Origin of the sequence: Streptomyces sp. NPDC002825 (assembly GCF_040295385.1) — a bacterium.
Taxonomy (GTDB): Bacteria; Actinomycetota; Actinomycetes; order Streptomycetales; family Streptomycetaceae; genus Streptomyces.
Genome location: NZ_JBEOVH010000004.1, coordinates 118,856 through 139,785, shown reverse-complemented (window position 1 = coordinate 139,785; position 20,930 = coordinate 118,856). Strand labels below are relative to the sequence as shown.

At 71.3% G+C, this 20,930-nt stretch carries 25 protein-coding genes; 17 read left to right on the top strand and 8 right to left on the bottom strand.

From position 1 onward, the window contains the following. Positions 1-66: 66 nt before the first annotated feature. Both ABT041_RS07365 and ABT041_RS07360 read left to right on the top strand, forming a co-directional pair. A complete protein-coding gene (locus ABT041_RS07365; protein ID WP_351180426.1) occupies positions 67-1,908 on the top strand; it encodes a bifunctional metallophosphatase/5'-nucleotidase in 1,842 nt (613 codons plus the stop codon). A 111-nt stretch (positions 1,909-2,019) separates the two neighbouring features. Continuing rightward, positions 2,020-2,874: a phosphatidylinositol-specific phospholipase C gene (locus tag ABT041_RS07360; RefSeq protein ID WP_502976401.1), complete on the top strand. Its 855-nt coding sequence runs from the start codon at positions 2,020-2,022 to the stop codon at positions 2,872-2,874. Here ABT041_RS07360 and ABT041_RS07355 read toward each other — a convergent pair. The 6 genes from ABT041_RS07355 to ABT041_RS07330 all read right to left on the bottom strand — a co-directional run bounded on the left by ABT041_RS07355 (position 2,871) and on the right by ABT041_RS07330 (position 8,945). Then, positions 2,871-3,656 carry a nucleotidyltransferase domain-containing protein gene (locus ABT041_RS07355; protein WP_351180423.1) on the bottom strand — a complete coding sequence of 262 codons (786 nt, stop codon included), beginning with the start codon at positions 3,654-3,656 and terminating at the stop codon, positions 2,871-2,873. The genes ABT041_RS07360 and ABT041_RS07355 overlap by 4 nt on opposite strands. A 43-nt stretch (positions 3,657-3,699) precedes the next feature. Beyond that, the gene (locus ABT041_RS07350; RefSeq protein WP_351180420.1) at positions 3,700-5,091 is read right to left on the bottom strand and encodes a sensor histidine kinase; all 1,392 of its coding nucleotides are present in this window, start codon (positions 5,089-5,091) and stop codon (positions 3,700-3,702) included. Continuing rightward, on the bottom strand, positions 5,088-5,816 hold the full coding sequence (locus ABT041_RS07345) for a response regulator transcription factor (RefSeq protein ID WP_351181034.1): 729 nt from the start codon (positions 5,814-5,816) through the stop codon (positions 5,088-5,090). The genes ABT041_RS07350 and ABT041_RS07345 overlap by 4 nt, the downstream gene beginning before the upstream one ends. Positions 5,817-5,851: 35 nt before the next feature. Further along, positions 5,852-6,973 carry a S1C family serine protease gene (locus ABT041_RS07340; RefSeq protein ID WP_351180417.1) on the bottom strand — a complete coding sequence of 374 codons (1,122 nt, stop codon included), beginning with the start codon at positions 6,971-6,973 and terminating at the stop codon, positions 5,852-5,854. Positions 6,974-7,085: 112 nt separating this feature from the next. Beyond that, on the bottom strand, positions 7,086-8,111 hold the full coding sequence (locus tag ABT041_RS07335) for a LacI family DNA-binding transcriptional regulator (protein ID WP_351180414.1): 1,026 nt from the start codon (positions 8,109-8,111) through the stop codon (positions 7,086-7,088). A 24-nt stretch (positions 8,112-8,135) separates the two neighbouring features. Further along, positions 8,136-8,945 (bottom strand): response regulator transcription factor, encoded by an 810-nt coding sequence (locus tag ABT041_RS07330; protein WP_351180411.1) that lies wholly within the window; start codon positions 8,943-8,945, stop codon positions 8,136-8,138. Between the two features lie 231 nt (positions 8,946-9,176). On the opposite strand from ABT041_RS07330, the gene ABT041_RS07325 reads away from it, so the two are divergent. From ABT041_RS07325 to ABT041_RS07290, 8 genes are all read left to right on the top strand, one after another. Continuing rightward, the gene (locus ABT041_RS07325; protein ID WP_351180408.1) at positions 9,177-9,983 is read left to right on the top strand and encodes an alpha/beta hydrolase; all 807 of its coding nucleotides are present in this window, start codon (positions 9,177-9,179) and stop codon (positions 9,981-9,983) included. Positions 9,984-10,028: 45 nt separating this feature from the next. Beyond that, positions 10,029-10,283: a MoaD/ThiS family protein gene (locus ABT041_RS07320; protein WP_329849796.1), complete on the top strand. Its 255-nt coding sequence runs from the start codon at positions 10,029-10,031 to the stop codon at positions 10,281-10,283. An 11-nt stretch (positions 10,284-10,294) separates the two neighbouring features. Beyond that, positions 10,295-11,428, top strand: a complete 1,134-nt coding sequence (locus ABT041_RS07315; RefSeq protein ID WP_351180405.1) for a hypothetical protein — start codon at positions 10,295-10,297, stop codon at positions 11,426-11,428. A gap of 106 nt (positions 11,429-11,534) precedes the next feature. Next, complete coding sequence (locus ABT041_RS07310) at positions 11,535-12,221, top strand: LmeA family phospholipid-binding protein (protein ID WP_351180402.1); 687 nt, start codon at positions 11,535-11,537, stop codon at positions 12,219-12,221. 243 nt (positions 12,222-12,464) lie between these two features. Then, positions 12,465-12,545 carry a putative leader peptide gene (locus tag ABT041_RS07305; protein WP_350497993.1) on the top strand — a complete coding sequence of 27 codons (81 nt, stop codon included), beginning with the start codon at positions 12,465-12,467 and terminating at the stop codon, positions 12,543-12,545. A 164-nt stretch (positions 12,546-12,709) separates the two neighbouring features. Next, positions 12,710-13,549, top strand: coding sequence for a sulfurtransferase (locus ABT041_RS07300; protein ID WP_189806763.1), 840 nt, complete (start codon positions 12,710-12,712; stop codon positions 13,547-13,549). Positions 13,550-13,582: 33 nt separating this feature from the next. Next, entirely contained in the window at positions 13,583-13,873 is a 291-nt protein-coding gene (locus ABT041_RS07295) for a DUF1416 domain-containing protein (RefSeq protein WP_030693674.1), read from the top strand. A gap of 191 nt (positions 13,874-14,064) precedes the next feature. Continuing rightward, complete coding sequence (locus ABT041_RS07290) at positions 14,065-14,328, top strand: DUF3099 domain-containing protein (protein ID WP_502976400.1); 264 nt, start codon at positions 14,065-14,067, stop codon at positions 14,326-14,328. 22 nt (positions 14,329-14,350) lie between these two features. On the opposite strand, the gene ABT041_RS07285 is transcribed toward ABT041_RS07290, so the two are convergent. After that, entirely contained in the window at positions 14,351-14,713 is a 363-nt protein-coding gene (locus ABT041_RS07285) for a DsrE family protein (RefSeq protein ID WP_041130408.1), read from the bottom strand. Positions 14,714-14,816: 103 nt separating this feature from the next. Between ABT041_RS07285 and ABT041_RS07280 the strand changes: the two genes are divergently transcribed. The 6 genes from ABT041_RS07280 to ygfZ all read left to right on the top strand — a co-directional run bounded on the left by ABT041_RS07280 (position 14,817) and on the right by ygfZ (position 19,712). Further along, positions 14,817-15,632 carry a hypothetical protein gene (locus tag ABT041_RS07280; RefSeq protein ID WP_351180398.1) on the top strand — a complete coding sequence of 272 codons (816 nt, stop codon included), beginning with the start codon at positions 14,817-14,819 and terminating at the stop codon, positions 15,630-15,632. Between the two features lie 17 nt (positions 15,633-15,649). Next, positions 15,650-16,462 (top strand): hypothetical protein, encoded by an 813-nt coding sequence (locus ABT041_RS07275; RefSeq protein ID WP_351180395.1) that lies wholly within the window; start codon positions 15,650-15,652, stop codon positions 16,460-16,462. Further along, complete coding sequence (locus tag ABT041_RS07270) at positions 16,459-17,457, top strand: hypothetical protein (RefSeq protein ID WP_351180392.1); 999 nt, start codon at positions 16,459-16,461, stop codon at positions 17,455-17,457. The genes ABT041_RS07275 and ABT041_RS07270 overlap by 4 nt, the downstream gene beginning before the upstream one ends. A gap of 228 nt (positions 17,458-17,685) precedes the next feature. After that, positions 17,686-18,258: a heme-binding beta-barrel domain-containing protein gene (locus tag ABT041_RS07265; protein WP_351180389.1), complete on the top strand. Its 573-nt coding sequence runs from the start codon at positions 17,686-17,688 to the stop codon at positions 18,256-18,258. A 40-nt stretch (positions 18,259-18,298) separates the two neighbouring features. Beyond that, on the top strand, positions 18,299-18,736 hold the full coding sequence (locus ABT041_RS07260; RefSeq protein ID WP_351180386.1) for a Fur family transcriptional regulator: 438 nt from the start codon (positions 18,299-18,301) through the stop codon (positions 18,734-18,736). A gap of 10 nt (positions 18,737-18,746) precedes the next feature. Continuing rightward, positions 18,747-19,712: a CAF17-like 4Fe-4S cluster assembly/insertion protein YgfZ gene (gene ygfZ, locus ABT041_RS07255; RefSeq protein WP_351180383.1), complete on the top strand. Its 966-nt coding sequence runs from the start codon at positions 18,747-18,749 to the stop codon at positions 19,710-19,712. Positions 19,713-19,724: 12 nt separating this feature from the next. Here the strand turns inward: ygfZ and dtd are convergent, their stop codons facing one another. Beyond that, on the bottom strand, positions 19,725-20,150 hold the full coding sequence (gene dtd, locus ABT041_RS07250) for a D-aminoacyl-tRNA deacylase (RefSeq protein WP_351180380.1): 426 nt from the start codon (positions 20,148-20,150) through the stop codon (positions 19,725-19,727). A gap of 141 nt (positions 20,151-20,291) precedes the next feature. Here dtd and ABT041_RS07245 point away from each other — a divergent pair, with 141 nt between their 5' ends. Continuing rightward, positions 20,292-20,906, top strand: coding sequence for an RsiG family protein (locus ABT041_RS07245; RefSeq protein ID WP_351180377.1), 615 nt, complete (start codon positions 20,292-20,294; stop codon positions 20,904-20,906). The last annotated feature ends 24 nt before the right edge of the window (positions 20,907-20,930 follow it).

The window sequence follows — 20,930 nt, the reverse complement described above, 5'->3', positions numbered from 1 at the left end:
TAGGCTGCACGCGCAACGGGGGAGTAGATCAAGGCCGCGTAACGGGGCAAGGGGACTAGGGGAGAGATGGCAGCGACACCGAGGAAGAACAAGACGGCACGGCGAATTCTCGCCGCCGGTGCGGGGCTTGCGACCGTAGGGGCGCTCGTCGCCGCGATGCCGTCGGCCGGTGCGGCCGAGGACACGTACGCCGCCGGGCAGGGGACGAACGGCAAGGGCTGGGGCCGGATGGTCGACGTCCAGCTGCTGTCCTTCAACGACCTGCACGGCAACCTGGAGCCGCCGGCCGGTTCGTCCGGGCAGGTCACCCGGACCAAGGAGGACGGCACCACCGAGAAGATCGACGCCGGTGGTGTCGAGTACCTGGCGACGCACCTGCGCCAGGCGCGTGAGGGGAACCGTTACTCCATCACGGCGGCGGCCGGCGACATGATCGGCGCTTCGCCGCTCATGACGGGTCTCTTCCACGACGAGCCGACCATCCACGCGCTCAACGCCCTCGACCTCGACGTCACCTCGGTGGGCAACCACGAGTTCGACGAGGGCGCGGCCGAGCTGGCCCGCATGCAGTACGGCGGCTGTCACCCGACCGCCGGCTGTTTCGGCGCGGAGAAGGGCTTCGAGCCCTTCGGGGGCGCGGACTTCCCGTACCTCGCCGCCAACGTGACGAACGAGAAGACCGGCAAGCCGATCCTCGACCCGTACTTCGTCTGGGAGAAGGACGGCGTCAAGATCGGCTTCATCGGCGTGACGCTGGAGGGCACCCCGAACGTCGTCACCGCCGAGGGCGTCAAGGGCCTCAAGTTCGGCGACGAGGTCGAGACGATCAACAAGTACACGAAGATCCTGGAGCGCAAGGGCGTCAAGTCCATCGTCGCCCTGGTCCACGAGGGCGGCATGCCGGCCTCGTCGTCGGTCAACTACAACTGCGACGGTGACGGCGACGGTGAGGGCGAGGGCGTCTCCGGCGCGATCGTCGACATCGCGAAGAACGTCTCCCCGCAGGTCGACGCGCTGGTCACGGGCCACACGCACCAGGCGTACGTGTGCAGCATCCCGGACCCGGAGGGCAAGCCGCGCCTGGTCACCTCGGCGTCCTCGTTCGGCAAGCTGTACACGGACACGACGCTGACCTACGACCGTGCCACCAAGGACATCGTGCGCACGGCGGTCGCCTCGGCCAACCACGTCGTCACCCGTGACGTGCCGAAGGCCGACGACATCAGCGAGCTGATCGCCGACTGGAAGGACCTCGCGGCCCCGATCGCCAACCGCCCGCAGGGCTGGATCGCCGCGGACATCAACGGCCGCGGCTCCGCGGCGTACGAGAAGCCGCTCGGCGACGTGATCGCCGACGCGCAGCTGGAGGGCCTGGCCCCGGCGGACAAGGGTGGCGCGCAGCTTGCCCTGATGAACCCGGGCGGCATCCGCGCCGACCTCGTCTACAAGGCCTCCGGCGCCGAGGGCGACGGTGTGGTGACGTACGGCGAGTCCTTCACCGTGCAGCCCTTCACCAACATGATGAACGTGGTCGACCTGTCCGGCGCGAACCTCATCACCGCGCTGAAGCAGCAGGTCAGCGGCTCGAACCTGAACTCGGTCAAGATCCTCCAGGTCTCCAAGGGCCTCACCTACACGCTCGACATGACGAAGACCGGCGCGGACCGCGTGGTCGACGGCACGATCAAGCTGAACGGCGAGGCGATCGACCCGGCGAAGACCTACCGCGTCGCGATGAACGAGTTCCTCGCGGGCGGCGGCGACGGCTTCGGCGCCCTGGCCACCGGCACCAACAAGCTGGTCGGCGCCTCGGACCTCGACGTCTTCAACGCCTACCTGGCGGCCCACTCCTCGGCGGCCAACCCGCTTCCGGTCCCGGCCGCGAACCGGATCACGGTCGTCAAGTAACTCCCGGTGGCTCCTGAGAGGGGGCGGCGGACCGCTCGGGCGGTGCGCCGCCCCCTCTTCGTGCGCACGCACTCTGGCAGTGTTGTCGTGGACCTGCCATAGTCCCGGGTCATGGAGCGACGACGCTTACTCATGGGGGCCCTCGGGGCCGGGGCCGCGCTGCTCGTCGGAGCGCCCGACGCCGCCGCCGTGGACGTACGCGCGTGGATGGCGGCGCACGGGGACGGCACCGACCTGCGGCGGCTCACCATCCCCGGGACGCACGACTCGGGCGCCCGGTTCGGCGGCGCCTGGAGCGAGTGCCAGAACACCACCATCGCCCAGCAGCTGGACAGCGGCATCCGGTTCCTGGACGTGCGGTGCCGGGTGACCGGAGGGTCGTTCGCCATCCACCACGGCGCCTCCTACCAGAACATGATGTTCGGGGACGTCCTCGTCGCCTGCCGCGACTTCCTCGCCGCGCACCCCTCCGAGACCGTCCTCATGCGGGTCAAGCAGGAGTACTCCGAGGAGTCCGACGCCACCTTCCGCGCGATCTTCGACGACTACCTCGACCGGCGCGGCTGGCGGTCCCTCTTCCGGATCGGCGACACCCTGCCGCCGCTCGGCGAGGCACGCGGGCGGGTCGTGCTCCTCGCCGACAACGGCGGACTTCCCGGGCTCCGCTGGGCCGACCCCGCCGTGTTCTCCGTCCAGGACGACTGGAACGCCCTGCCCGACGCCAAGTACCCCAAGATCCAGGCCCAGTTCCGCGCCGCCGTCTCCCAGCCCGGCCGGCTCTACGTGAACTTCGTCAGCACCTCCGCGTACCTCCCGCCCCGCTGGAACTCCGACCGGCTGAACCCCTGGGTGCACGGCTTCCTGGACGGCTCCGAGCTCGCCGGCAAGGCCGGACTCGGGATCGTGCCCATGGACTTCCCCAACACCCGCACCGGGCTGGTCGAGGCCCTCCTCCGGCACAACTAGCGCGGGGCCTTCACCCCGTGGACGGCCGTGTACTCGGCCACGAGCCACGGCGCCAGGTCCTCGATCAGCATCCGCAGGACCGCCGGATCCGGCGCCGGTGACCGGCCCACCTCCGCCGCCAGCCGCATCTGCTCCGCCCGCTCCGGGTAGTACGCGCCGAAGACCTCCGCCGACCGGTCGAGGTCGCTCGTCCAGCCGCCCCACCGCGGCATGACCAGGGTGAAGCCCGTACGGACCAGACGGCGGCCGACCCTGCGGCCCAGCACGCGGCCGGCGGGCTGGGCGCGCCAGCCCGGAAGCAGCAGCGCCAGATCCCCGTTCGTCTCGCGCGCGAGGAGGGACGTGGGGCGGTACGGGGGCAGCTCGGCGGCCAGGTCCGGGCCCAGGAGCGGGGTGCACAGGCAGGCCACGAAGAAACCCAGGTCGTGCCGTTCCAGCTCGCTGAGCAGCGCCCCCGTGCCGCTCAGCAGGATCCCGGCCCCGTCGATCTGCGGCAGCTCCCGGTCCAGCGCCGCCTCCACCTCCCGCGCGGCGGCGCGGTCCGCCTCCGTGGGCTCCCCGTGCAGGGCCAGCTGCACGTCCAGGTCGGAGACGCCCGCGACCGCCGTGCCCCGGGGCACGCTCCCGTACAGATACGCGCTGTGCAGCCGGTCCGGGCCGAACGCCTCCGAGATCCGGGCCCGCGCCGCCGTGACGACCGGCGCGAACTCCGCCGGTACGCGGTCCAGGGCTCCCTCGCGCGCGATCGTTCCGTCCGGGTTCAGGCCGTGGTCGTCGTCCATGGCTCCACCCTGGACTCCGGGCGGCCCGGCGGCGAACCGGTTTTCACAGCTCCGGCGGCGGCGTCGGCGCCCCCGGCAGCCGGAGCGTCGCCACCGTGCCGCCGCCCTCCGCCGGCGCGAGCGCCACCGTGCCGCCCGCCTGCTGCACCGTACGCGCCACGATCGACAGACCGAGACCCGAGCCCGGCAGGCTGCGGGCCGACGGGGAGCGCCAGAAGCGGTCGAAGACGTGCGGGAGTTCCTCCGGGGCGATGCCGGGGCCCTGGTCGCGGACCGTCAGCACGCCCCGCATCAGGGTCACCTCGACCGTGCCCCGGGGCGGCGAGAACTTCACCGCGTTGTCCAGGACGTTCACCAGGGCCCGCTCCAGGGCCGGCGTCTCCGCCCGTACGTACCAGGGCGCCAGGTCCGTGACGAACGTCAGCTCCGGACCGCGAAGCCGTGCCCGGTCCAGGGCGTTGCGCAGGATCGTGTGCAGCGGCACCACTTCGAGCGGGCCCGGCTGCACCGCGTCCGGGCGGGCCAGCTCCTGCAGGTCGCCGATCAGCGCCGCCAGCTCCGTCATCTGCGCCTTCACCGAGGCCATCAGGGCCCGTCGGTCGTCCGGCGGGATCGCCCGCCCGGTCTCCTCGCTGCGCGCGAGCAGTTCGACGTTGGTACGGAGGGAGGTCAGCGGCGTCCGCAGCTCGTGCCCTGCGTCGGCGATGAGCTGCGCCTGCCGGTCCCGGGAGCTCGCGAGCGCCGCCGTCATCGCGTTGAAGGAGCGGGAAAGACGGGCGATCTCGTCCTCGCCCTCCACCGGGATGCGGACGGTCAGGTCCTCGGTCGCGGCGACGTGCTCGACCGCGTCCGTCAGCCGGTTCACCGGCTCCAGACCGGTCCGCGCGACCCACAGGCCGGCCGCGCCCGCGCCGACGACACCGATCCCGGAGACCAGGAGCAGCACCCAGCGGAGCGTGGACATCGAGTTGTCGATCTCGGAGAGGGGACGGGCGACGGAGACGGCGATCCGGAGCGGACTGTCCTCCTGGTACGTGTAGACCCGCATCTCCCGGCCGTCGTCGTCCTTCACCGTGTGCAGGGCGTCGTCCAGCTGCTTCCGGGCCACCGCGAGGTCGGCGGCGCCGACCGGGATCGCGGCCTGCCCGGAGGTGCACGCGGCCCCGTTCGAGAGGATCACCTGCACCGTGTACGGACCGGCCACCGGCCGGGGCGTCTCGCCCCTCTGGCAGGAGCCGAGCAGGTCCTGCACGAGGGCCTGCTGCAGCCGGGTGCTGCTCAGCGAGGAGTCCAGCTCGGCCTCCAGCTGCGCCCGCGTCACGAACCAGCAGGCCGCCGACACCGCCGCGACCGCCACCGCCACCGCGAACGCGGTGAGCAGCGCGAGCCGGGACCGCAGCGGGCGGGAGCGGAACCAGGACACGGGTCCCGTCATTCGCCGCCTCCGCCCCGCAGGGCGTAGCCCACGCCCCGTACGGTGTGGACGAGGCGCGGCTCGCCGCCGGCCTCGGTCTTGCGCCGCAGATACATCACGTACACGTCCAGCGAGTTCGAACTGGGCTCGAAGTCGAAGCCCCACACGGCCTTCAGGATCTGCTCCCGGGTCAGGACCTGGCGCGGGTGCGCGAGGAACATCTCCAGGAGGGTGAACTCGGTCCGGGTCAGCTCCACGGTCCGCCCGCCCCGGGTGACCTCGCGCGTGGCCAGGTTCATCCGCAGGTCCTCGAAGGCCAGGACGTCTTCCTCGGCGGGGGCCGCGGCGGACGCGGACGCGTAGGAGCTGCGGCGGAGCAGGGCCCGGATGCGGGCGAACAGCTCGTCCAGTTCGAAGGGCTTCACCAGGTAGTCGTCCGCGCCGGCGTCGAGGCCGGTGACCCGGTCGCCGACCGTGTCGCGGGCGGTGAGCATGAGGATCGGCACGGTCGAGCCGGCGGCCCGGATCCGGCGGGCCGCCGTGAGCCCGTCCATGCGGGGCATCTGGACGTCGAGGACGACGAGATCGGGGGCGTACGACTCCATCGCGGCGAGCGCGTCGAGCCCGTCGACGGCGTCCCGCGTCGCGTATCCCTCGAAGGCGAGGCTGCGTCGCAGGGCCTCGCGGACGGCGGGCTCGTCGTCGACGATGAGGATGCGCTCGGCTTCGTTCTGCTGTCCGGTCATGGGCTGTCCCGTCATGGGGTCAGCGTCCCACGTGCTCAGTTCTCGCCGCCCGCGCGGAGGCTGTCCAGGTCGGCCTTCACGGTGTCGACCGGGATCGCGAATCCGAGGCCGACGCTTCCGGCGGTGGAGCCGCTCGAAGAACTGGGCGAATACATGGCCGAATTGATTCCGATGATCTCGCCGTTCATATTGATCAACGCGCCGCCGGAATTCCCGGGATTGAGCGAGGCGTCGGTCTGGATCGCCTTGTAGGTGGTCTTCGACGAGCCGGTGTCGCCGTTGAACTGCTGTCCGCCGAACTCGAACGGCCAGCCCTGCCGCGGGTCGTACTGCGGTTGCTGCTGCTCCTGGCTCTCGTCGTCCTTGGCGACGGTCACGTCCCGGTCGAGGGCGGAGACGATGCCGCTGGTGACGGTGCCGGTCAGACCCTCGGGGGAGCCGATCGCGACGACCTCCTCGCCGACCTTCACCTTGGAGGAGTCGCCGAGCGTGGCGGCCTTGAGTCCGGAGGCGCCCTTGAGCTTGATCAGGGCGAGGTCCTTGTCGGGGTCGGTGCCGACGACCTCCGCCTCGTACGTCTTGCCGTTGCTGAGCTGCACGGTGACCGAGGAGGCGCCGGAGATCACGTGGTTGTTGGTGACGATCTCGCCGTCGGAGGTGATGATCACGCCCGAGCCGGTGGACTTGCCGGAGTTCGACGTCGCGGAGATCTCCACGATGGAGGGGGAGACGGCCTCGGCGACCCCGGCGACCGTGCCCTTGGTGCCGGAGGAGACGTTGGTGCCGCTCACGACGGGGGCGGAGGCGGTCGCGACCTGGTCGGAGGTGAGCTGCTGCACGAGGGTCGCCGCGCCGCCGCCGACCGCCGCGGCCGCGATGGCCACGGCCGCCATGAGCCCGACCCCGCGCTTGGCGCGGCGGCGGGGCGAGGGGACGGGGGCGGGGACGGTGGCGACGAGCGGCGGGTCCACCGGCGGCGGCACCTGGCCGCCCGAGGGCCAGATGGTCGTGCCGGGCTCGGTGGTGATCGGCCGGGTCGACTCGTACGGCGCCTGCGTCGGCCGCGTCTGCTCGTACGGGGCCTGTGCCGGCTCGTACGGCGGCCTCGGCGGGTAGTACGGCTGCTGCTGCGGCTGCTGCTCCTGGAAGTCCGTCATGGCTATGACTTTCGGAGCCGTACATGAGAGCCGTCTGAGGACCGGCTGAGAAGCCCGACAGAACCCCGTATGTCCCGTATAAAGACGGGTCTCGCGGGACGGTCTCGCAGGTCTACTCGTGGCAGCCGCAGGAGCGGCGGACGACCAGCGCCGACGGGAAGAGCCGCACCCGCTCACGGCGCGAGCCCGAGACCCGGACCGAGTCGTCGAGGACCAGGTCCACGGCCGCCCGGGCCATCGCGGGACGGTCCGAGGAGACCGTGGTCAGCGGCGGATCGGTGAGCGCCGCCTCCTTCACGTCGTCGAAGCCCGCGACCGCCAGCTCCGTCGGCACCTCGATGCGCAGCTCACGGGCGGCGCGCAGGACACCGAAGGCCTGGTCGTCGGTGGAGCAGAAGATGGCCGGCGGCCGGTCGGGACCGGACAGCAGCTTCAGTGCGACCTGGTAGGCGTCGTAGCGGTTGTACGGCGCCTGGAAGAGCCGGCCCTCGATCGAGAGGCCCGCCTCCAGCATGGCCCGCCGCCAGCCCTCCTCGTGGTCGGCGACCGGGTCGCCGACGGCCGGGGTGTTCGGGACGCCGCCGAGGCACGCCACGTAGGGGTGGCCGTGCTCCAGGAGGTGCCGGGTGGCGAGCTGGGCGCCGCCGATGTCGTCGGTCACGACGGCCACGTCGTCGATGGCCTCGGGCCGCTCGTGCAGCAGCACCACGCGCGCGTCCCAGGCCTCGATCTCGCTCGCGGCCTGCTCGCTCATGCCCTGGCTGACCAGGATCAGTCCGGAGACCCGCATCCCGAGGAAGGCACGCAGATAGTGGACCTCGCGCTCGGTCCGGTAGTCGGAGTTGCCGACCAGGACCATCTTCCCGCGCTCGGCGGCGGCCTGCTCGACCGCGTGCGCCATCTCGGCGAAGAACGGCTGCCGCGCGTCCGGGACGATCATGCCTATGAGATCGGTGCGTCGCGAGGCCATCGCCTGGGCCACCCGGTCGGGGCGGTAGCCCAGCTCCTTGATGGCGGCGAGGACACGCTCGCGCGTGGCCGGGGCGACCGGCCGGGGTCCGTTGTTGATCACGTAGCTCACGACGGCGGTAGAAGTACCCGCAAGTCGCGCTACGTCATCCCGCGTCACCTTGGCCACGCGCGGCAGTCTACGCGGGGGGACCTACCTACCGGCAGGTCGCACTGTGGCATCCGCCACGTTCCGGTCCTCCGCCGGGGTGACGCCCTCCGTGCCGCCCTTGACCCGGGCGCTCGCGCGGGCCTCCTCCTTCGCACGCGCCTCCTCCGCCGCACGCTCCACCTTCTCGGGCGTGACGAAGCGGTAGCCGACGTTCCGGACGGTGCCGATGAGCGACTCGTGCTCGGGGCCGAGCTTGGCCCTCAGCCGCCGCACGTGGACGTCGACCGTACGGGTGCCGCCGAAGTAGTCGTACCCCCACACCTCCTGGAGGAGCTGCGCGCGCGTGAAGACCCGGCCGGGATGCTGGGCCAGGTACTTCAGCAGCTCGAACTCCTTGAAGGTCAGGTCAAGGACCCGGCCCTTCAGCTTCGCGCTGTACGTCGCCTCGTCCACCGACAGGTCGCCGTTGCGGATCTCCATCGGGGAGTCGTCCGAGACGATCTGCTGGCGGCCCATCGCCAGACGCAGCCGCGCCTCCACCTCGGCCGGCCCGGCCGTGTCGAGGAGGACGTCGTCGATGCCCCAGTCGGCGGTGACGGCCGCGAGACCGCCCTCCGTGACGACCAGGATCAGCGGACACCCGGGCCCCGTGGAGCGCAGCAGCTGGCACAGCGAGCGCACCTGCGGCAGGTCGCGCCTGCCGTCGACGAGGATCACGTCCGCGCCGGGGGTGTCCACGAGGGCGGGGCCCTCGGCCGGGGCGACCCGGACGTTGTGCAGCAGCAGACCGAGTGCGGGGAGCACCTCGGTCGACGGCTGGAGGGCGTTCGTCAGGAGCAGCAGAGAACTCATCGCGCCGCACCTTCTTCGGTCGTCGGTCCGCCGGTCGATCCGTAGTGCGTCGTCGTTCGCTCTTCCATGACGTCGGTTCCTCCTCGGTCCCTGCGAGGACGTCTATGTGTGCTCACGTGTAGCTCTCGCGCCCTGAGAGCTTTTGTTCATCCGTCCGTAACAACGGTCGGAAAACACAAAAGGACCCGGGGGCTGCGTTGCCCGGATCCTCTGGCAAGCAGAATAGCCCACATGAGTTCCGAGGCAGAGGGCCGATTTCACATCCTGGATGTTTCCTCGCTCACTTCCCGTCCCACGCGGTCCATGCTGCGTACCGAAGACGGTGTCCGGATCGAGGCGGTTTACGAACCCTCAGGGGCAAGTGTCACCGATTCGGCGGTCGTCCTCGCCCACGGCTTCACCGGGTCGGCCGACCGGCCCGCCGTCCGGCGCGCCGCACGCGCCCTCGCGGCCCGCGGCGCGGCCGTCGTCACCTTCTCCTTCCGCGGCCACGGCCGCTCGGGCGGCCGCTCCACCGTCGGCGACCGGGAGGTCCTCGACCTGTCCGCCGCCGTCCGCTGGGCCCGCGAGCTCGGCCACGCGCGCGTGGCGACGGTCGGCTTCTCCATGGGCGGCTCCGTGGTCCTGCGCCACGCGGCCCTGGAGAAGGGGACGGCCGGCGGTACGGACGCGGTCGCCGCCGTGTCCGCGCCCGCCCGCTGGTACTACCGGGGTACGGCCCCGATGCGCCGCGTCCACTGGGTCGTCACCCGGCCGGCGGGCCGCGTCGTCGGGCGGTACGGCTTCGGCACCCGGATCGACAGCAGGGGCTGGGACCCCGTGCCCCTGTCGCCCGTGGAGGCCGTCCCGCTGATCGCACCGACCCCGCTCCTCATCGTGCACGGTGACCGGGACGCGTACTTCCCGCTCGACCACCCGCGCATGCTGGCCGCCGCGGGCCCCGCCGAACTCTGGGTGGAGCGGGGCATGGGCCACGCCGAGAACGCCGCCGACGGGGAGCTGCTCGCCCGCCTCGGGGACTGGCTCACGCGCGCATAGCCCATGATGGGGGGCGGCGCGCACACGAATGAAGGGAGCGCCGCTATGGCAGCGGGAACCATCCGCTACTGGGCCGCGGCCAAGGCCGCCGCCGGTGTCGCCGAGGAGCCGTACACCGCCGGGACCCTGGCCGAGGCCCTCGACGCCGTCCGGGCCGAGCACCCGGGCGAGCTCGTCCAGGTGCTCAAGCGGTGCTCGTTCCTGGTCGACGGCGACCCCGTCGGGACCCGGAGCCATGAGACGGTACGGCTTGCCGAGGGCGGCACGGTCGAGGTGCTCCCCCCGTTCGCAGGAGGGTGAATCCCCAGAGCATGAGCAACGACCAGTACTACGGCGGGCAGCAGTACGACCCGTACGCCGCCGCCGACGCGAACGGGCCGCAGAACCCCGCCGACGTCACGCAGACGTGGGAGGGGCAGACCTGGGACACCTCCTACCAGCCGGCCGTCTCGTACGAGCAGATCCAGGCCGCCCGGGCGCAGGCGCAGACCCCTGTGACGTACGGGACGCAGGAGGCGTACCAGGAGCAGGCGTACCCGCAGGAGGCCCACCGGCAGCCGTACGCGTACTACGCGGAGCCCGCCGCCGAGCCGGTGGCCGAGCCCGCGCCCGTCCCCGCAGCCGCTCCCGTGGCAGAGGTCCAGGCCGGGCCCGCCTACTCCTCGCCCACCACCTCCGGGAACGCCCGCATCACCGACGCCCAGCGCGCCCGCGCCGAAGGCCGCTCGCCGATCATCGAGCCCGGGATGCAGCCCGCCGCCCTCACCGCCGTCCTCGGCCTGCTGCTCGCCGGCGGCGCCTCCCTCGGCTCGTACGGGCTTCTCGTCCCGCTCGTCCTCCTCCAGGGCCTCACCGCCGCCGGCTGGTTCCGGCTCAACGGCATGTGGCCCGCCCGGCAGGGCATCGCCCTCGCCTTCCTCGGCGGCCTCGTCGCCGACGCCGCCCTCCTCGCCACCGGCCGCGAGCACGCGGCCGCCGCGATCCTGGGCACGCTCGGCGTCTGGGTCCTGCTCTGCCTCGTCCTCCAGCTGCGCAGCCACGCCGACCCCGACGAGCGCATGTACGGCCTGATGGCCACCATCGCCTCCGCCGCCCTGACCGTCGTCGCCACCGGCCACCTCGGCGCCGCCCCGGACGCGGTGGTCGTCGGCGGGGCCGCGGTCGCCGCCACCGTCCTCGCCCGGGCGCTGCCGCTGCCCGGACCGGTCTCCCTGATCGTCGCCCTGCTCGCCGCGGCGGGCGCCGGCATCGCGGCCGGCGGCCTCACCGACCTGGGCACCGCCGGGGCGCTCCTCGGTCTGGGCGCAGGAGTCTGCGCCCTCGTCGGCCTGCGGGTGGCCAGCTACGACTACCCCTCGCGCTTCGTCCACATGACCGCGGGCATCGCGCTGCCGCTCACGGCCGCCGCGCCCGCCGTCTACCTCCTGGGCCGCGCCCTGGCCTGACCTGCGGCTCCCCGGACCCGGGGAACCATCCGGCCCCCTGACACGTCGATCTTCGTGTCCGGGGGCCGGACTGTTTGGTGAACGAAAGCGGGGGGACGCTCAGCCCATGCGAGCACTGCGGATTCTGTTGATCCTGGCCGTCGTGCTGGGCGGGGCACTCGTCGGGATCGACCGGCTCGCCGTGTCGTACGCCGAGTCGGAGGCGTCGAGCCGGGTGAAGCTCGCGGCCACGAAGAGCGACTCCATCGAGGTCGACATCAAGGGCTTCCCCTTCCTCACCCAGGTCGCGGACAAGCGGTTCGACGAGGTCGACGTCAAGGCGACCGGCGTCACCGCGACCGCCGGCGACAAGGACATCCGGGTCGGCGAGCTGACCGTGGCCCTGCGGGACGTGGCCGTGACCGGCGACTGGGCGGGCGCGAAGGCGGGTTCCGCGAGCGGCACGGCCCTCATCTCGTACGCGGACCTCACCGCGGCCTCCGACCGCGAGGCCACCGTCGCCTACGGCGGGGACGGCAAGGTCAAGGTCACCGGCAGCGTGAAGATCATGGGCCGCAGTCTGACCCGCTCGGTCCTCTCCACGGTCACCGTCGTCAACGGCGACACCATCAAGGTCCGCGCCGACGAGGTGCCGGGCGGCGGCATCCCGGGCCTGGAAGACCTGGTCCGGGCACGCACCGACTTCGAGCGCCCGATCGGCCTGATCGCCGGGATGAAGGTGGAGAAGGTCGAGCCGCGCCCGGACGGCCTTGCGGTCATGGTGACGGGCAAGGACGTGGTGCTGGCGGGCTGAGCGCCGCCGACCGGGGCCGGAACCCGGCCTCGGCCCCGGGCGGGCCGAAACCCGCCCGCTCGGGCCGGATTTTCACATGCTGAGACAGGGCCGTCCGATCCGCAGATGGCGAAGCGGACAGCAGGGCGCGGAGGCGTCCGGAGCCGACGCGTACCGTGATCACGTCTCGCATCTCGGACGATCGCGTCTCAAAATACGACACACCGGTGACACGGCCGCCTGTCCGTCCCTACGATCGAGGGCATGAAGCGACAGGCGGATCTCACGAAGCGGCGGGCAGTAGACCTGTGCCGCGTCGCCGCCATGCTCTGTCGCTCAGTCTGAGCGGGACGCCAACTCCCGTATCCCTCAGGCCCGTCGACTTCCGTCGGGGCCGCCCTGTGCAGAGCCGTACGCACGTCCGCCGTCCGTACGCCGCGACGACGCGTACCGCACCACACCCGCACCACCGCAGCACACCCCCGCACACTGCCCCGGAGGAGAACAGCATGGCTCGCAGCGACGTCCTGGTCGACGCGGACTGGGTCGAGGCCAACCTCGACAACCCGCAGGTGGCCATCGTCGAGGTCGACGAGGACACCTCGGCCTACGAGAAGAACCACATCCGCAACGCCATCCGTATCGACTGGACCAAGGACCTGCAGGACCCGGTCCGCCGCGACTTCATCGACCAGGAGGGCTTCGAGAAGCTCCTCTCGGCCAAGGGCATCGCGAACGACACCACGGTCGTCCTCTACGGCGGCAACAACAACTGGTTCGCCTCCTACGCCTACTGGTACTTCAAGCTCTACGGTCACCAGGACGTCAAGCTCCTCGACGGCGGCCGCAAGAAGTGGGAGCTCGACTCCCGCGACCTCGTCGCCGAGGTGCCGGCCCGCCCGGCCACCGAGTACAAGGCCAAGGCCCAGGACGCCTCGATCCGCGCCTTCCGCGACGACGTCGTGGCCGCGATCGGCGCCCAGAACCTGGTCGACGTCCGCTCGCCCGACGAGTTCTCCGGCAAGCTGCTCGCCCCGGCGCACCTCCCGCAGGAGCAGTCGCAGCGCCCCGGCCACGTGCCGAGCGCCCGCAACATCCCGTGGTCGAAGAACGCCAACGACGACGGCACCTTCAAGTCGGACGACGAGCTCAAGGCCCTGTACGAGGACGAGCAGGTCGACCTGGCGAAGGACACCATCGCCTACTGCCGCATCGGCGAGCGCTCCGCGCTGACCTGGTTCGTCCTGCACGAGCTGCTCGAGGTCCCGAACGTCAAGAACTACGACGGCTCGTGGACCGAGTACGGCTCCCTCGTCGGCGTGCCGATCGAGCTCGGCGCCAACAAGTAACCCCCCCTTCTTCCTCAGGACAGGACAGCGAACATGTGTGGAGCTCAGGTCGGCGGTCCCGACGTCAGCACGCTCAAGCCCGGTGAGACGGCCATCCAGGGCCAGGTGACCAAGGACGGCGAGCCCGTCACCGGTTACGTGCGCCTCCTCGACGGCTCCGGCGAGTTCACCGCCGAGGTCCCGACCTCGGCCACCGGCCAGTTCCGCTTCTACGCGGCGACCGGCGAGTGGACCCTGCGCGCCCTGGTTCCGGGTGCCCAGGCCGACCGCAAGGTCGTCGTCACCGAGGCCGGCAGCCTGACGGACGTCGCCATCGCGGTCTGACCCGCGAACGCGGTGAACCCACCGCACCCGAACGGCCGGAGGGCCGTGCCTCCTGGGGGGTTGGACGCCATTCCCGGATTTTGAGGCACGGCCCTCCGGTCTGTTCTCCTCCGCGTCCCTCGCACCGCTGGGGGCGCCTCACGCCTCCGGCCGTCGGTGACGGGTGGCGCGCCCGGTCGTACGCTGAAGGTGTGTACGCGCGACGTCGGCACGTCTACTTCTGGATGATGGGCGCCTGCCTGGTGCTTTTCGTGGGCGCCTGGGCCGTCGTGCGGCTGTTCTCGATGCCGGTGGCCATCGGCATGTGCGTCGTCGCCATGGTCATCCCTCCGCTCGCCGCGATGATCGCGAACCGCCGGGGCCCGGAGGACCGCTGGTGGGACGATCCCTCGGGCGACCCGAAGTCGGACGAGTGGTGGGACGAGCTGGACGGCAAGAAGCGCCACGAGCCGTGACGGTGCGAGAGGTGCGTCGGGGTCAGTAGACGAGTGCCTGGGTCTCGTCCGACATCGCTTCCTGGACGAAGACCTGTGCGCCCGCGATGCGGACGCCGTCGAGGACGTCCTTCTCCGTGATCTCGCGGCGGGCCGCGCACTGTGTGCAGAGGGTGATGCGGCCGGCCGCCAGGATCGAGTCGATCAGGTCCGGCAGCGGCGCGGCGTGCGGGAGTTCGAACTCCGCCGCGCGGCCCGGGAGGGCGAACCAGGAGGACTCGCCGGTCAGCCAGAGCGAGACCTCGACGCCGCTGGCGACGGCGACGGCGGCCACCGTGAAGGCCTGGGAGCAGCGTTCGGGGGCGTCGGCCCCTGCGGTCACCTTGATCACGAGCTTCTTCGCCATATACCGAACTGTAATGCGAGGCGGTGCAACCTCATGCACCTCTCACGTGTCAGCTGTGTGCGCGGATGACGGAATCCGCGCTTCAGGTCTCGTGGGGGGACTCTTGAGTATCGAAGAAAGTATCCAAAATACGGATACAACATCACCGCCCGACCCGGAGTCGGTCACGGAAACCGTCACTCCGGTACAGAAGCCGCGCCGCCGCGTCCTCCGTACCGTCGGGCTGATCGCCGTCGCCGCCGTCATCGGCCTCGTCGGCGGCACCGCCGTCGGCTACGGCATCCAGGCCGACCGCGAACCCACCGCGCTCCCGCCGCTGAACCAGCCCGGCCTCGCGTACCCGGCCAAGCCGCTCCCCAAGGCGCAGGCGCCGAAGCCGCTCGCGGCGTCCGAGGACCTGCAGGCCAAGGCCCAGGGCGACCTGCGGAAGCTGCTCCTGCCGAAGCCCGCCGGCGCGAAGAAGGCGCAGTTCAGCCCCCGCGACGGCTGGATGCCGGCCTACGCCTTCGCCTCGCAGTTCAAGGAGCCGGGCGCCGCCCTCGACTACCAGCTGGACCTGGGTCTCCGCCGGATCGCGACCACGTCCTGGACGGTCGGCCAGTACCGGACGACCGAGATCCGGCTGGTCCAGTACCGGTCGGGCGACACCCTCGGCGCGCAGGAGTACATCGAGGACCAGCAGCGCTACATGCCCGACGAGGAGTACGCCCACAACGTGGGCAAGGAGCTCACGGGCTCGTCCGACGGCCGCTACTACCTCTTCCCCGTGGACCGGAAGGCCGGCTACCTGGACTTCTACGAGGCCAGGGCCTACTTCCACCGCGGTGACATCGCCGTCGAGATCTTCGTCGGCGACACCAAGAAGATCTCCGAGAAGGAGATCCGTTCGCTGGCCGAGCGACAGCTGGGGCGCCTGTGAGTGAGGACCGTAACGACGTGACCGAGCCCGTGGCCGAGCCCGTGGTGGACCAGGAGCCGAAGAAGCGGGGTGTGCGGCGGGTCCTGCTCGGAGTCGTCCTGCCCTCCGTGCTCGTCCTCGGCCTGATCGGCGGCGGCGTCACCTACACCGCCGTCGCCGTCTCGTCCGCCGACCGCACGGCGCCGACGGAGGTGTGGGGCAAGGCCGAGGAGAACGCGAAGGACAGCAAGGACCCGGCCGCCGACCTGGCCCGCGGCAAGGCCGGCACGCCGCTGAGCAAGCTGCTGCTGCCGCTCCCGGACGGGTACGTGTTCGGCCCCGACGAGGAGCTGTACGGGAACGACGGCGAGCTCGGCGCCGCCGAGGCCACCGCGCTGATGAAGCAGGCGGGCGAGGGGCTCTCCGGGAAGAAGCGCCGCGCGTTCGAGAAGGACGTCGACAAGCTCGGCATCCAGGGCGTCGGTGTCCGCTCCTTCGCCGACATGAGCAGTGACGTCGTCGTCACCTTCGAGCTCTCGAGCATGAAGGACAAGAAGCAGATCAAGAACAGCTACCGGATCCGCAAGGAGGTCATGGACGTCCTGGAGTTCCCGAAGGGACCCAAGGTGAAGGACCACAAGAACGCCGTCTGCTACATGGCGCCCGTGGACAAGTCCCTCGACAAGGAGGAGCGGGCCGCGGCGCTGGAGGAGATGATCTGCCTCGCGTACGACTCCGAGGTCTTCGTCACCATGACGGCGGCGGGCGCCAAGCCGTTCGACAAGGCGGAGGTGGCCGGGCTGCTGACGCAGCAGCTGGACCACATCGCATCCCCGGGGGAGTACGTATGACCGAGCAGATCCAGGACGAGCTGTCGCTCCCCGCGCAGGCCCAGCCCGCGGACGCCCAGCCCGCACAGGCCCAGCCCGCGGACGCGCAGCCCGCACAGGCCCAGCCCGCGGACGCGCAGCCCGCACAGGCCCAGTCCGCGGACGCGCAGCTCGTGCAGGCCCAGCCCGCGGACGCCCAGCCCGCGGACGCGCAGCCCGTGCAGGCGGCACCCGCCGTTCCCGGAGCCGCGAAGCCCAGGAAGTCCCGCAAGCCGCTGCTCTGGGGCATCGCCCGCTGGACCGCCGCCGTCCTCGTCTGCGGTGGCGTCGGCGCCGGTACGGCCCTGGGGATCACCGCCATGGACCGCACCGACGTGCCCGGGCTCGCGACCGAGTCCGACGGGCGCTGGGAGTACCCGAAGCTCGCGCTTCCGGCGCTGCCGGAGGGGGCCCCGCGTCCGTACTCCGACGGCAACGACGGCGAGATCCACCACGCCGACCTGCGGAAACTCCTGCTGCCCGCACCGGCCGGCGCCACGGTCGACCCGAAGCTGAACGGCGGCTGGGTCGGGCTCGACTCCTACCTCGCGCTTCTCAAGGAGAAGGACCGCGGCGCGGTCAGGGAGGAGCTGGCCGACTCGGCGCTCCGGCACGTCGCCGCCCGCGGCTGGACCACGCCGGACGGCACGACGACCCGGATCCATCTGCTGCGGTTCTCGTCGGTGGCGTTCGCGGAGGCGTTCAAGGACGGGACCATGAAGGAGGTGTCCCAGTTCGACCGGCTGCCCCTCGGGGTCGAGGTGTCGAAGATCGACACGTCCGTCGAGGACATCGACGTGTCGAACCTGTCCCTGTACGCCTACGGGGAAGAGGAGCCGTACGGCCCCGAGCAGACCCGCTGGGCCTACATCCAGGCCGGTGACACCTTCGCCGTGGTCACCCAGACCCGGAAGGGCGGGGCGCTCACGGTGCCGTTCCAGCAGACGGTCGCGCTCCAGGCGCAGCTGCTCGGTTAGTCACAGCGCGCTAGACCCACCTCACAGGGTGGGCCGGACCCCCGCCCACTAAGCTGGGGTCCGGCCCGTTCCGCCTTCACCGCTCAGTCGAGGAGCACCCCGTGATCGTTTTCTTCGAAACTCTCCTGGTCCTGGTCGCCGTCGGCGTGATCGCCTTCGCCGGTCTGACCGTGAAGAAGCTGTACCAGGGCCAGCGGTAACCACCTCTAGAGAACGCCAGAGCTGCTCATGATCGAGATCCCGTCCGACCTCAACCCGGACCTCGTCCCCCTCGCGTTCCTGCTCGGTACGTGGGAGGGCGCGGGTGTGTCCGACTTCCCCGGCGCCGAGAAGTGCAACTTCGGCCAGTCCGTGACGTTCAGCCACGACGGCCGGGACTTCATCGAGTACCACTCGCACTCGTGGGTCCTGGACAACGACGGCAACAAGGTCCGTCCGCTGGAGAGCGAGAGCGGCTACTGGCGGATCGACAAGGACCGCAAGGTCGAGGTCGTCATGGTCCGTGACCAGGGCATCGTCGAGATCTGGTACGGCGAGCTGGCCGACCAGAAGCCGCAGATCGACCTGGCGACGGACGCCGTCGCCCGGACCGCGGCCTCGGAGGCGTACAGCGGTGGCAAGCGGCTCTACGGCTACGTGAAGAGCGACCTGATGTGGGTCGGCGAGAAGGCGACCCCCGAGGTCCCGCTCCGGCCGTACATGTCGGCGCACCTGAAGAAGGTCGTGACGCCGGAGGAGGTCGCGGAGATGGCCCGCAACCTGCCCGACATGCCGGACGACGGCATCGCCTTCTTCCGCTAGACACCCGAGGGTGTTCACCGCGCCCTCCTACACTGGGGGCGTGGTGAGCACCGACTGGAAGAGCGACCTGCGGCAGCGCGGCTATCGGCTGACGCCGCAGCGCCAGCTTGTCCTGGAGGCCGTGGACAGGCTGGAGCACGCGACTCCGGACGACATCCTGGGCGAGGTCCGCAGGACGGCCTCCGGGGTGAACATCTCCACCGTGTACCGGACCCTGGAGCTCCTCGAGGAGCTCGGGCTCGTGAGTCACGCGCATCTGGGGCACGGGGCCCCGACCTATCACCTGGCCGACCGGCACCACCATCTGCACCTGGTGTGCCGGGACTGCTCCGAGGTGATCGAGGCGGACGTCGAGGTGGCCGCGGAGTTCACCGGGAAGCTCCGCGAGACCTTCGGGTTCGAGACGGACATGAAGCACTTCGCGATCTTCGGCCGCTGCCGGGACTGCTCGAACAAGGACGCCGCCGCCGAGTCGTAGGCTCTTCCATATGAAGAGCCCTCTGTTGTCCCTGCCCGGCGCCGTCCCCGCCGAAGGCCGCGACGAAGGCGTCGCCGCGCACTACGGCGACCTCTTCCGCGAGCAGCGCGCCCTCTCCGAAGGCGACGGTTTCGTCGATCTCTCGCACCGCGGTGTCGTGACCGTCTCCGGTGACGACCGGCTGAGCTGGCTGCACCTGCTCGTCACCCAGCACATGACGGAGCTGCCGGCGGGGCGGGCGACCGAGGCGCTGATCCTCTCCGCGAACGGGCACATCGAGCACGCGCTGTACCTCGTCGACGACGGCGAGACGGTGTGGGCGCACGTCGAACCGGGGACGCGCGAGGAGCTCGTCGCGTACCTGGAGTCGATGAAGTTCTTCTACCGGGTGGAGGTCGCCGACCGCACGGAGGACTTCGCGGTCGTCCATCTGCCTGCCGGGTCCATCGCCGCCGCGCCCGAGGGCGTCGTCGTACGGGAGACCCCGCACGGCCGCGATCTGTTCCTGCCCCGCGCCGACCTGGAGTCCTTCGCGGCCTCGCACGGTCCTGCGGCCGGGATCCTCGCGTACGAGGCGCTGCGGGTCGAGGCGCACCGGCCGCGGCTCGGCTTCGAGACGGACCACCGGACGATCCCGCACGAGATCGGTCTCATCGGCAGCGCCGTCCACCTCCAGAAGGGCTGCTACCGGGGCCAGGAGACCGTCGCCCGGGTGCAGAACCTGGGGAAGCCGCCGCGCCGTCTGGTCTTCCTGCACCTGGACGGCAGCGAGGTGCTGCTGCCCGGGCACGGCACGCCCCTCCGGCTCGCGGCCGACGGGGAGGAGGGCCGGCAGCTCGGCTTCGTGACGACCGCCGTCCGCCACCACGAGCTCGGGCCGATCGCCCTCGCCCTGGTCAAGCGGAACGTGCCGGTGGACGCCCCGCTGATCGCCGGCACGACCGCCGCCGCGCAGGAGACCGTCGTCGAGCCCTGATCGCACTGCTGATCAGACGTCCAGAAGCACCGTGAACGGGCCGTTGTTCGTGAGGGAGACGCTCATCTTCGCTCCGAAGCGGCCCGTCTCCACGTGCGCGCCCAGGCCCCGGAGCTGGGCGACGACCTCGTCGACGAGGGGTTCGGCGACGGGGCCGGGGGCCGCGGCGTTCCAGGTGGGGCGGCGGCCCTTGCGGGCGTCTCCGTAGAGGGTGAACTGGGAGATGACGAGCAGCGGAGCGTTCACGTCGGAGCACGACTTCTCGCCGTCCAGTACCCGGACGGACCAGAGCTTTCTGGCCAATTGGGCGGCCTTCTCCGGGGTGTCGTCGTGGGTCACCCCGACCAGGACGCACAGCCCCTCGCCGGTGATCTCACCGACGGTCTCCCCTGCGACGACGACGCTCGCGCCGTCGACCCTCTGCACCACTGCTCGCATGCGCACCAACCTACCGAGCGTGCCGCCGTCCGAAGGACGAGGGGCCGAACGGGTGCAGAGCGCCTGCATCCGCACGTGCAGGAGTGGCACCATGCGTGTGAGGCGGTGCGGCCGACCGCACCGGTCGAGGGGACGATTCTCATGACTGCACCTGGCATCGGGCCGACGCCGTCCGGGCCCGTACCGCTGACCCGCTCAGGAACCCGCGACGGAGGACCGGGCGGAGGACCCGTGACGCGCCCACCCGTGCAGCGGACCGCCGAGCCGGCGGACCGGACGCAGCCCGACCTCGGCGCCCTGCGGCTGCCCGAGCTGCGCGCGCTGCGCCGTGACGCGCAGAGCGACGAGGCCGACCTGAGCTATGTGCGCCGGATGCTCCAGGGGCGGATCGACATCCTGCGGGCCGAGCTGGCGCGGCGGACCGATCCGGAGGCCCCGGTCCTCGACCGGCTCTCCGAGATCCTCGCCGACGTGCCCTCGCGGCACCGCAGTTCGGCGCGGCACGTGACGCTGTCGACGCCGCGCGGAGAGGAGTACCGGCGGCTCGCGACCGAGATGCTGTCGGAGGTCGAGCTGTCGGACCTGACGGCCCGCACGGACGCCGAGCTGCACGCGGCGATGGGTCGGCTTGCGGGGTACGAACAGCAGGTCTCGCGGCGCCGGCAGCACCTCCAGCGGACCGCCGACGACTGCAGCGCGGAGATCGCCCGCCGCTACCGCGAGGGCGAGGCGCAGGTCGACGACCTGCTGGCCTGAGCACCGGAAAGGTCGGGTGCGGGG